Source organism: Staphylococcus sp. Mo2-1, assembly GCF_046721385.1.
GTDB classification, from domain to species: domain Bacteria; phylum Bacillota; class Bacilli; order Staphylococcales; family Staphylococcaceae; genus Staphylococcus; species Staphylococcus equorum_A.
In genome coordinates this window covers 2,007,316-2,019,620 of the sequence record NZ_JBEUUK010000001.1, presented here as the reverse complement: position 1 = coordinate 2,019,620, position 12,305 = coordinate 2,007,316, and the positions used below count along the sequence as shown (strand labels likewise).

Sequence of the window (12,305 nt, the reverse complement as noted above, 5' to 3'; positions counted from 1 at the left end):
CGTAAGTTGATGAACGGTAACCCTATGAATAATAAAATAAAGAAAGAGGACTAGCTGTATTTTACAATCAGCTAGTCCTCTTTTAATTATTGTATTTGATATATAATTTTTCATTATAATTTGTTAGTTTACTAGTCCATTTTGCCGTGTTTATAACTTTCATATACTTTGTCATAATTGATGTGTCCAATACCACCTACCATAAATTTTCCGAGTTTGAATAAGTTGAATACATATGCTAAACAAACTGATATTGTAACTGTGAGGATGAAAGTGAAAGCAATGTTTCTTAATGAACTATCCGCTCTCAATAAACCTAAATCATGGACAAAGAAGTAATGAACTAAATATATACAGAATGAGTAGTTACTTATAAATAATACGAATTTTGGTACATATTTTACATAGGATGAGAATAAGAAAAATAGCAAGATCACCATTGTGACATAAAATGGTATATCAAAGCGTTTAGATTCTACCCAAGTACTAACACCGAATAAATAGTTACTAATTAATATACCCGCTGACAAGATTGTGCCAAAAACAATAAGCCAAGTATATTTTTTAATATTCTTCATGAGAGACTCATAATATATGCCTGTGTAAAAACCAAGTAAGAAATAACTAATCCAACCTAAAAAGAGCATCCAACCTTCTCTTCCCCAAAACAATCCTAAAATTGGATTTTCTGATGGGGGTACAAATTCTCTAAATGCCCAATACAATGTGGCGAATATGGTTGCACCAATAATTACAGGAATAGGCTTCCATTTGATGATGTATTTAGCAAAGAGAATGTGTAGTATATAGAATTGGAAAATAATTACAATAAAGTATGTCACAGCGCCACCGTGAAACATCGTATTTGAAACATGTCCAAAGTAATCTTCTAATGTCTCAGGTTCAAAATAGAAATATGAGATAGCTAGATTAACCACGATATATGGGATACCTAAATAAATCAATTTGTTTTTAAAGAAACCAGGTTTTGTTTTAACCTGATAATTTTTCGCTAATAAAAATTCTGAAATGAATACAAATAATGGCGTACTAAACATTAGCAATAATTGAAATATTCTAATGGCAGTGCCATGTCCCACAAAATCCATCTTGGAAAACGTGGTTGTAATCGAATGAATGAGAACAATACTTAAACAAGCTATAGTACGCATCCAAAAAATAACAGACGTATATGTTTTCATAAATAGCTTAACCTCTCGATTGTTCTTTTATTTTTGAAATAAATATTGATATGATTATATTCAAGTTTAAATAGTAACATACGTAATGAGAATTCAGTGTAAATATTAGAATAAAATTTATTAAATTAGCATTTACTATTTGTACAATAACAACAATAAATTTCAATGAATATAATAGCAAATTTTAGGGAATAATGCGAAATAGGTTAGATACGATATAATTAAAAAAAGTGATTGTAAGCGATTGCATTTGTGGTGTGATACATATACAATAAAATCAAGAATGGAATAATTCCATTTGTGTTTTCTATTTACAAACTTACATGGGGGTAGAAAAATGGTAGTTAATTATCAGAATGAACCAGGTATCGATTTTACAGACAGTAAAAATGTAGAATCATTTAAAGAGGCTTTAAAGAAAGTTAAAGGTGAATTAAATCAAAAAATTCCTTTAGTAATTAATGGGGAAGAAATATTCACAAAAGATACGTATCAATCTATCAACCCTGCCAATACTACTGAAGTTATTGCAGAAGTTTCAAAAGCAACTCAAGCAGATGTGGATAAAGCATTTGAGTCTGCAAACGAAGCTTATAAATCATGGAAGAAATGGTCACACAAAGATCGTGCTGAATTTTTACTTAGAGTATCGGCAATTATTAGACGTCGTAAAGAAGAAATCTCAGCAGTGATGGTTTACGAAGCAGGTAAACCATGGGATGAAGCTGTAGGTGACGCAAGCAGAAGGTATTGATTTTATTGAATACTATGCGAGGTCAATGATGGAATTAGCGGACGGTAAACCAACATTGGATAGAGAAGGAGAACATAATAAATACTTCTATAAACCAATTGGTACTGGTGTTACAATTCCACCATGGAACTTCCCGTTTGCAATTATGGCTGGTACGACATTAGCGCCAGTAGTTGCAGGGAACACAGTACTTTTAAAACCAGCAGAAGATACACCATTAACTGCATATAAATTAATTGAAATTTTAGAAGAAGCTCGGATTACCAAAAGGTGTTGTTAACTTTGTACCAGGCGATCCAAAAGAAATCGGTGACTATCTTGTAGATAGTGTACACACGCATTTTGTAACTTTCACAGGTTCACTTGCTACAGGTACGCGAATTTTTGAAAGAGCCGCAAAAGTACAAAAAGGACAAAAATTCTTAAAACGTGTTATTGCTGAAATGGGCGGTAAAGATGCAATCGTAGTTGATAAAGATATCGACACTGATTTAGCAGCAGAATCTATCGTAAGTTCTGCATTTGGTTTCTCAGGACAGAAGTGTTCAGCATGTTCTCGTGCAATCGTACACAAAGATGTATATGATGAAGTGTTGAAAAAATCAGTTGAATTAACTAAGAATTTAACATTAGGCAATACTGAGAATAACACGAACATGGGACCAGTTATTAATAAAAAACAATTCGACAAAATTAAAAATTATATTGAAATTGGCAGTAAAGAAGGTAAATTAGAGTTCGGTGGTGGCACGGATGGTACTACTGGATACTTTATTGAACCTACAATCATCTCAGACTTAAAATCAAGAGACCAAATCATGCAAGAAGAAATCTTTGGCCCAGTTGTTGGCTTTGTTAAAGGTAATGACTTTGAAGAACTATTAGACATTGCTAACGATACAGATTATGGCTTAACAGGTGCTGTAATTACTAATAATCGTGAAAACTGGATTCATGCAGTTGAAGAATACGATGTAGGTAATTTGTACCTTAACCGTGGATGTACTGCGGCAGTTGTTGGCTATCACCCGTTCGGTGGTTTCAAAATGTCAGGTACTGACGCTAAAACAGGTAGCCCAGACTATCTATTAAACTTCTTAGAACAAAAAGTCGCTTCAGAAATGTTCTAATTAAAATTATAAAATAATTTAAAAGCCTCTCATTGCTTTGCAGTGAGAGGCTTTTTGGTGTGAATTTATTGTTTTACGTCTTTACTTTGATATTAATCATTTTATGAAAGATTTCATCTATTTCGTGTGCGGGACGTTTGATATTGTGGTCGCGCATCCACTCCATAAAACCAAATAAACTTGCGCCATATACATAAAAAATCAGTTCGATTGGAACACTTGGATCTACAGAAATACGTGACATATTATCTTTAATGTCATTTTGTAATACACGGATGAAATAATTTGTAATCGTTCGTTCAAAATCTTTGTCTTCTATTTGCTTTTCTTTAACTTTGTTAAGTTCATCGATATCTGTTATTGTTTTTTCCATAATAGTAAATGGATTGTTAATACGTTCTTTAAAATCAATTGAAAAATAATCTTTCATTAAATAAGTAATTAAATAAATGAGTAAGTCATATTTATCGTAAAAATGTTTATAAAAAGTTGTTCGATGTACCAAAGCTTCATTGCAAATTTGGTTTACAGTAATTGTTGAAAAGGGTTGTTTTTCTAAGAGATCATAAAAGCTCTTAGACAGCGCACGTTTGGTTTTAATAACACGAAGATCTTTTTCATTCATTCTACACTTCTCCTTTTTTGTAGTTTAAATAGACACATTCGCATAATTAGTTCTTTTTATAATGCGGCTGAGCTTGTAAAATGTTAATATAAATAATCTACACTATATGTATAAACTATAACGTTGATTAAATTAGGAGGCAATAGTTTGGCAAAGTTTTTGTATAAATTAGGTTCGTTTATTGCAAAACATAAATGGTGGAGTGTAGTTGCATGGGTCGTTTTACTCGTGGCAATTATTATACCGCTTACAATAAGTTCACCTAAATTTGATAATGACATCACTATGAATGGTTTAGAGTCACTCGATACTAACAAAAAAATTGAAGATGAATTTAACCAGGATAGTGAAAAAGCTCAAATAAGGATTGTATTTAAAAGCGATTCTGAGAACGGCATAGTTAAGGAAGACATGACTAAAGATATCAAAGACACATTGAATGACATCAAAGACAATGATGATGATATCAAGAATGTTTCAGATCCTTATGATAATAAACAAATAAGTAAAGATAAAACAACTGCTTTTGCAGATGTCAATTATGATGTGTCTGCTACAGCTTTAAAAGCAGATTCTAAAGATAATGTGAAAGATGAAGTTGAAAAATTAGAAGACAAACATAACGTACAAGCTGAATTAATGGGTACAGGCATGGAATCTACTGAAATTGGTGGTGCTTCAGAAGTAATAGGCATTATCGTAGCATTCGTCGTACTATTAATTACTTTTGGCTCATTTATTGCTGCAGGTATGCCAATCATTAGTGCATTACTTGGCTTAGGCACAGGTGTAGGAATTATTTCATTACTTACTTACGCGTTTGATATTCCAAACGTTACATTGACGTTAGCCGTTATGATTGGACTTGCAGTTGGTATAGATTACGCACTGTTTATACTATTTAGATATCGTCAAATAGTGAAGACAGAACCAGATCATATTAAAGCTATCGGTTTAGCTGTAGGTACAGCAGGTAGTGCTGTTATCTTTGTTGGTGTAACTGTAATTATTGCAGTTTGTGGGTTAGCACTCGTTGGCATAGACTTCTTAGCAGTCATGGGTTATGCATCAGCTATTAGCGTATTAGTAGCGGTAATTAGTGCATTAACATTATTACCTGCAATAATCAGTATTTTCCATAAGAGTATTAAGCCTAAACAAAGTAAATCAGAATTTGAAGGCGATGTTGATACAGCTTGGTCAAAATTTGTTGTAGGTAAACCTTTAGCGACAGTCTTAATTGGTCTTATTATTTTAGTAGTAGCAGCAATTCCAATTAGTGATATGCGCTTAGGCATTCCAGACGATGGTATGAAATCAGAAGATACAACACAGAAAAAAGCATATGATATTATTTCTGACAAATTTGGCGAAGGCTATAATGGTCAAATTGCTATGCTTGTGAATGTTAAAGATAAGAAAGATGATCCTCAAGCATTACAAAAAGATTTACAAGATATGACAAAAGATATTAATGATATGGATAACGTAGATATGGCGACGCCTCCACAACTAAGTGATAGTAAAGATTATGCCTTAGTTGCTGTAATTCCTGAAAAAGGACCTAACGCGCAATCTACCAATGATTTAGTCCATGATTTAAGAGATTATAATGATGATGCAAAAGACAAATATGATTTCAAAACAGAAGTCTCTGGTCAAAGTGTAATCAACATTGATATGTCTCAAAAATTAAATGAAGCAATTCCATTATTTGCGAGTGTCATTGTAGCGTTGGCATTTATTCTATTAATGGTAGTATTCCGCTCAATCATTATTCCATTGAAAGCAGTGCTAGGGTTTGTATTATCATTAGTAGCAACACTTGGCTTTACGACATTAATTATGCAAGAAGGATTTATGTCTGGTCTATTTGGTGTTGACACTACAGGACCATTACTCGCATTCTTACCAGTGATAACAATCGGTTTATTATTTGGTCTCGCAATGGATTATGAAGTGTTCTTAATGTCACGTATTCATGAAGAATACAGTAAGACACGAAACAATGAACATGCTATCAAAGTAGGTATTAAAGAAAGTGGCCCAGTTGTGGTAGCTGCAGCATTGATTATGTTCAGTGTGTTCATCGCATTTGTCTTCCAAGATGACGTGATGATTAAATCAATGGGTATAGCACTCGGTTTCGGTGTGTTATTCGATGCATTTATCGTGCGTTTACTATTGATACCTGCACTTACACAGTTGTTTGGTAAAGCATCTTGGTATATGCCAGCATGGTTAAACAGAATTTTACCAAGTGTAGATATTGAAGGTCATGAATTACAAAGTATGATGCCTGCTCAAAAATTCAGCGCATCAAAAGAAAGTTATGATCGTACATTCAACATTCACCAACAATCAACTACAACAACTAAAAATAACAATGAAATTCCAGTTGATAGAAAAACTAAAATGTTATATGACGAGATTGCGCAACAAACGGCGCAGACAGATTTCTTATATCAAGCATTAGAAGACTATCAAGCAGGTAAAAAACAACCGCATTATTACAGCGATAATAATGATGCTAACAATGTAGATAACAGTACAGAACGTCATACAACATCAAGTACAGAAAACAAAGATGAAGACGTTATGTCACTGTTAGCACAACAAAGTAAAAACATTAACAAGTTGAATGAATTAATCGAGAAAACGATAAATAAAAAATAAGTTTAATTATATTAAGATGCTTAATTATTAAGAGCATCTCTTACTGCCAACAAAATCCCGGATTTTGTTGGCAGTTTTTTTGTCCAAAGATCAATAAAATAGCATAGATTATAGCCGGATTTTTAATTTTTAATGAACCAAACAATGTAACAGCGAGCATAAAGGATGGATTACGCTTTGTGTTAGTGCTGAGAAGTAGATTGACGGTATGGAAATAGAATGAAATATATGGATACCAGAAAGGCGATATTTTTATTGTTGATGATTATATTGATTATGCTCCTATCATTTAAAGAAGCATCACGTCTACGTTATTCAACAAAGGGTCTAACACATAAATTACACTCAAAAAGTATATAATGTAAATAAGTTAAATATATTTAATATAGGAGGAACTGTCATGGTGAAACAATTAATAGATATATTGAAAGAGAAAGAAAACCGAATGATTGAGATACGCCGCTATCTTCATCAATATCCTGAGTTATCTTTCCACGAAGAAGAAACGCCTAAGTATATTGAAGATTTTTATAAAGATAAAGATTGTGAAGTAGAAACGAATGTAGGTCCGAATGGTTTGAAGGTGACAATCGATAGTGGGAAACCTGGTAAGACGATAGCAATACGTGCTGATTTTGATGCTCTACCAATTCAAGAGGACACGGGGTTAGCATTTGCTTCAAAAAATGAAGGTGTGATGCATGCTTGTGGTCATGATGCACATACAGCATACATGTTAATTCTTGCTGAAACACTTATCGAACTGAAGGATCAATTTAAAGGTAAAGTTGTTGTTATTCATCAACCTGCTGAAGAAGTGCCTCCAGGCGGTGCACAAGCGATGATTAAAGATGGTGTCTTAGATGGAGTCGACCATGTATTAGGCGTCCATGTGATGAGTCATATGCCATCTGGTAACGTATATTATCGTGAAGGCAATGTACAAACAGGTAGAGATTTCTTTAAACTTAAAGTGAATGGGCAAGGAGGACATGGTTCTTCACCACATACGGCAAACGACAGTATAGTAGCTGGAGCATATTTTGTTAATGCTTTACAAACGATTGTTTCGAGACGCTTAAATCCTTTTGAAACAGGCGTCGTAACGATTGGTTCATTTGATGGCAAAGGACAATTTAATGTGATTAAAGATAGTATTGAAGTAGAAGGCGATGTACGTGCCTTGACTGATGATACCAAACATACGATTAAAAAAGAGGTTAAACGTTTAACTGAAGGCTTAGAGGCAATGTTTGGTGTGACATGCGAATTAGAATATAATGATGATTACCCCGCATTATATAATGATCCAGAGTTTACAAAATTTGTTGCAGAATCTATTGAAAACGCTGATACAGATGCGATTAAAGGTATAGAAAGATGTGAAGCACAACCACCATCTGAAGATTTTGCATATTATGCTAAAGCTATACCTAGCACATTTATTTATGCGGGTGCTGCCCCTGATAATGGTGACATTCATCCTCATCACCATCCTAAATTTGATATCAGTGAAAAATCATTACGCGTAGCAACTGAAGCAGTAGGCGTTACGGTATTCAATTACTTAAAATAAATTATTAAAACATCAAATAAAGGTTGTAGCTTATTATACTGGGCTACAACCTTTATTTTTGTGCGCTTATGATTTTATTCTTATTTTACATGTAGTTTATGTAGTCATATTAAAGTGTATATATAGAATAATAAAAAAATGAAAAAGGATGATTAAAATGAATGCGGATAAAAAATTAAGTGAATTGCTTGAAGATTATAATAAGCCATTAAAAAAATTATTCAAATATGATAAGTCAAAGGCACTTACATTTGATAAAGAAAGTAGAAGTGCAGTTCAAGAACAAAAAGGTATTTTTGTTATCTTTAAAAATAAAAAACCATTATATGTAGGACAAGCAGGTGGGTTTATGACGGGATATAAACTTACTCAAAAAGATTTAAATGATAAGCTGGCACAATTCAATGTGAAATCAGATGCTTGGTACAGCAAAATTTAGAAAAGCCTATGTAGCACAACAAAATTTAGATGAATCAGAATTAAAAAATATTAAAGCTGAAGAACATAATTTGAAATTCCAATATATTAAAGTTAAAGGTAACCCGACACTCATTAATATCTTGGAAATACTTGCTTTAGAATATGCGAAAGAAAATGATGTCGAATTATATAATTTTCTATAAAATCACCTGATGTCAAAGCGGTGAATAGGAAGAGGGTTGATTGCTATGAATATAAGAAATTTCAATATTCGGTTTCAACACCATGATATTAAAGTGAAATTACCTAAAGGATATTTTAAGCGTAACGCTGGTCCATACCCTTTAGTTGTTGTTCAAGATGGCGATGATTTATTTAAGGATATTGAACGAGAAATCATATTTGTGGGGTTACTGCCGAATGATGATACAATTTATGCGTCTTGGCAAGATGTAGTCGAGGATGAAGCATTTTATAAAGCAGCGGATGATTATATCTTATGGATTTCTGATCAATTGTTACCTTATTTAAAAAAATGTTTCAATATATCTGAACAACGTAGGGATATAAGTATTGCCGGGGCGTCACTAGGTGGATTAGTTGCGCTTTATGCTTTATTCAAGAAACCTGATGCTTTTGGCACATATATACTGCTTTCACCTTCAATATGGTATCCAGGCTTTCTAACATTTATGAAGCAACAACATATTATTAAAGCAGAAGAACATGTTTACTGGTACATTGGCATGCTTGAAGATGAGCAACATCCAGATATCAATACCAATATCTTAGCTCAAACTGAGCAAGGCGTAGACATTTTAAATGAACTTTTAATTTCTGAACAAATGTCATTTCACTTCGTTACAAGTAATAAAGGGCTACATCAGAAAATGTATTTTAAAAAATACTTTAATAAAGCGGTAAAAAAATTATTTTAGGTAATATACCCACGAAAATATGACAAATTATAGTCAATAGTTATCAGAAAATTCAAAATAACGGCATGTAAATTCTGACCTTTATATTTAATTAATGATAATATTTAAAGTGTAAGAAATTTCAAAAGAAATCATCGTGCCTAAAATGTGTAATAATCTCATTTGTAAAATACGAATACAAGAGTCTTTTGAAATTCTAACTTTATATTATTAACAAACATAGGGGATGCTTTTATGGTAGAAAAAATGAAACAAATTTCAGGGGGTAAATTGTTGACGGGTATTGTATTATCAATATTAACTTATTGGTTATTTGCCCAATCATTTTTAAATATTGGGCCTCAAATCCAGTCAACTTTTGGAGCTAGTCCAGGTATAGTCAATATTTCTATAAGTTTAACGTCATTTGTTACCGGTGTGTTTATGGTAGTAGCTGGTAATATTTCAGATAAATTTGGTAAGGTAAAGATGACACGTATTGCACTAGTATTAAGCATCGTTGGTTCACTTATGCTTATCGTCTCAGGTAACGTTGTATTGCTGATTCTAGGTAGAGTTGTGCAAGGTTTATCAGCAGCAATTATCATGCCGGCGACGATTTCCATCGTCAATGACTTTTTTGAAGGGGACGAAAGACAAAAAGCATTGAGTTTTTGGTCAATTGGTGCATTTGGTGGTACAGGTTTATCATCCTTCTTTGCGGGAGCGATGGCAACGTTTATATCATGGCAATCTATTTTTATTTTGTCGATTATATTATCGCTTGTAGCAATGATGTTATTAAAACATTTACCAGAAAGTGAATTAATTAAAGATAAAACAAATCGTTTTGATTATGTTGGACTGACAATATTTGTGATTATGATCGCGAGTATTAGTTTTGTCATTACGCAAGGATATAAAATGGGGTGGTTGAGTACACCGACATTAGTATTATTAGCTGTCTTTATCATATGTGTATTTATGTTCTTCAAAGTAGAACGTGGCAAAAAAGTGCCGTTTATCGATTTGGAATTATTTAAAAACAAGCCTTATATAGGCGCAGTACTTGCGAACTTCTTACTTAACACAGGCGTTGGTGTGATTGCTTTATTTAATATGTACGCGCAAGGTGGATTGAAATTTAGTGCGTTCCAAGCAGGTTTACTTACTTTACCGTACTTAATTACACTTCTTATTGTTGTGCGCTTAGGTGAAAAGAGTATTAAAAGATTTGGTGCGAAACGTGCGTTGGTTATCGGACCAATATTTACAGCAATAGGTATATTATTATTTAGTTTAACGTTCTTTGGTACCTCAGGATATATCGTTGTAGCGTTAATTGCATCAGTCTTTTTTGGTGGAGGTACAGGTCTTTTTGCAACACCTGCATTGAGTACTGCAGTTTCAACTACACCACCAGAAAAAGTGGGCGTCGCTTCCGGTATATTTAAAATGGGCTCAACACTTGGTGGCGCCTTTGGTATTGCGATTATGACTTCTATTTACACAGCGATTATGCAAAGTGGACAAAGCGTACATACAGCGGCAACAACAGGTTTTATCGTTGGTGCTTGTATCGTTGGTTGTGGTGTTCTTGCAAGTGCATTAATCATACCAACACGTAAAATAAATATGTAAATATTAAAATTAAAGGGAGTGGGACAGAAATCTAATTTTGCTAATAAAATTTCGTCGTATGAACCCAGCCCGGCACAGCTACTGTAAAATGGAATATAAGCGCTTCAGCGCTTGCATAAGAACTACTTGTCTTCATAAATGAAGTAGTAGTTCTTTAAAAGCTTGATATAAGCGCATTTTCAATTCAGTCAGCCACTGCCAATATAAAAAATGAGCCTGAGACATGTGCTATGTCCCAGGCTGTTTGTTACGTTGAATGATAAAATGTACTATTCATCATGCATTTCTGATTTTTTATATTTATGTGCCAAATGTAAATCATGTGACAATGCAATAAGCGGTCTAACCGTCATCTGTACACTACCGATTACAAACAGTATTGTACCTAATGTGACAGTAGAATCACTAAAAAATAAAAAACTACCTATTAAGAATATGATGCCAAGAACTACATCGTTTAATTGGTATAGTGCTTTATAAATCATTGTGAGACGTTCAGATCTTTGAGGTGTATTAAAATTTAAATCAGCACTTTTGTTAATAGGATTTTGTTGATTTGATTTAGACATAGAAAGGCCTCCCATACATATCTTGAGTTGTCTTACTCATTCCCTTAATGGTTTACATAAAACCAAGAAAGATTTATGATAAAACAAATTCAGAAGGACAGAAAGAGGGGAGCATCATGCATTATAAAAGATACTATCAAGCACCTATCGGACGCATTGCAATAACATCTGACGGAGAGCATATCACTGGCTTGTGGCTACCCAATCAAACCGATTTCGAATTAAAATATGATGATAAGTTAGTTGAAACAGAACAACCTATCTTTGATAAAGTAGAACGTTGGTTAGACGCGTATTTCTCGGGAAATATTCCGGAAATTGATTTTCCTTTAAAAGCGTCAGGTACGGAATTTCGTGAACAAGTCTGGGCGAGCACTTTTAGAAATACCCTATGGCAAGACAGTAACTTATGGAGAACTCGCACAAATAATAGGGAAAAAAGAGGTAAAACCCAAATGTCGTCACAAGCAGTGGGTGGTGCAGTAGGCAACAATCCAATTTCAATTATCATTCCCTGTCATAGAGTTGTTGGTAAAGATGGTAGCTTAACAGGTTATGGTGGCGGCATTGATACCAAAATCGAGTTACTTAAATTAGAAAAAATGGATATGGATGCATTTTATAGACCGAAAAATAGTACAAAGCCTTGAGCCCGTAGTATTGAGAAATAAGTTAATTTTTTCAAAAACCACTCTTAAATACGCTTGTAAGTTGTAAAAAATCTCTAACTAAGTTGATAATTTAACTCAGTATGGTATTCTATTACACGTCTTTGTTAAAAAATTAAGGGATGGT

The 12,305-nt window shown here is 33.3% G+C and carries 7 protein-coding genes and 3 pseudogenes; 7 read left to right on the top strand and 3 right to left on the bottom strand.

The features are described from left to right. Positions 1 to 131: 131 nt before the first annotated feature. Entirely contained in the window at positions 132 to 1,202 is a 1,071-nt protein-coding gene (locus tag ABLV95_RS10230; protein ID WP_427706326.1) for an acyltransferase family protein, read from the bottom strand. 337 nt (positions 1,203 to 1,539) lie between these two features. Here ABLV95_RS10230 and pruA point away from each other — a divergent pair. Then, a pseudogene (pruA, locus tag ABLV95_RS10225) lies at positions 1,540 to 3,086 on the top strand (L-glutamate gamma-semialdehyde dehydrogenase). 73 nt (positions 3,087 to 3,159) lie between these two features. Here the strand turns inward: pruA and ABLV95_RS10220 are convergent. Continuing rightward, the gene (locus ABLV95_RS10220) at positions 3,160 to 3,711 is read right to left on the bottom strand and encodes a TetR/AcrR family transcriptional regulator (RefSeq protein ID WP_069818170.1); all 552 of its coding nucleotides are present in this window, start codon (positions 3,709 to 3,711) and stop codon (positions 3,160 to 3,162) included. Between the two features lie 147 nt (positions 3,712 to 3,858). Between ABLV95_RS10220 and ABLV95_RS10215 the strand changes: the two genes are divergently transcribed. The 5 genes and pseudogenes from ABLV95_RS10215 to ABLV95_RS10195 all read left to right on the top strand — a co-directional run bounded on the left by ABLV95_RS10215 (position 3,859) and on the right by ABLV95_RS10195 (position 10,941). Beyond that, on the top strand, positions 3,859 to 6,387 hold the full coding sequence (locus ABLV95_RS10215; protein WP_460875528.1) for an MMPL family transporter: 2,529 nt from the start codon (positions 3,859 to 3,861) through the stop codon (positions 6,385 to 6,387). 400 nt (positions 6,388 to 6,787) lie between these two features. Continuing rightward, positions 6,788 to 7,963, top strand: a complete 1,176-nt coding sequence (locus ABLV95_RS10210; RefSeq protein ID WP_460875526.1) for a M20 family metallopeptidase — start codon at positions 6,788 to 6,790, stop codon at positions 7,961 to 7,963. Between the two features lie 157 nt (positions 7,964 to 8,120). Further along, positions 8,121 to 8,586, top strand: a pseudogene (locus tag ABLV95_RS10205) (hypothetical protein). Positions 8,587 to 8,631: 45 nt separating this feature from the next. Beyond that, positions 8,632 to 9,321, top strand: a complete 690-nt coding sequence (locus ABLV95_RS10200; RefSeq protein WP_427706328.1) for an alpha/beta hydrolase — start codon at positions 8,632 to 8,634, stop codon at positions 9,319 to 9,321. A 234-nt stretch (positions 9,322 to 9,555) separates the two neighbouring features. Further along, complete coding sequence (locus ABLV95_RS10195; protein ID WP_427706330.1) at positions 9,556 to 10,941, top strand: MFS transporter; 1,386 nt, start codon at positions 9,556 to 9,558, stop codon at positions 10,939 to 10,941. 269 nt (positions 10,942 to 11,210) lie between these two features. Here ABLV95_RS10195 and ABLV95_RS10190 read toward each other — a convergent pair whose 3' ends face one another. Continuing rightward, positions 11,211 to 11,510, bottom strand: coding sequence for a YrhK family protein (locus ABLV95_RS10190; protein WP_069818176.1), 300 nt, complete (start codon positions 11,508 to 11,510; stop codon positions 11,211 to 11,213). A 116-nt stretch (positions 11,511 to 11,626) separates the two neighbouring features. Here ABLV95_RS10190 and ABLV95_RS10185 point away from each other — a divergent pair. Beyond that, a pseudogene (locus ABLV95_RS10185) lies at positions 11,627 to 12,160 on the top strand (methylated-DNA--[protein]-cysteine S-methyltransferase). Positions 12,161 to 12,305 lie beyond the last annotated feature (145 nt).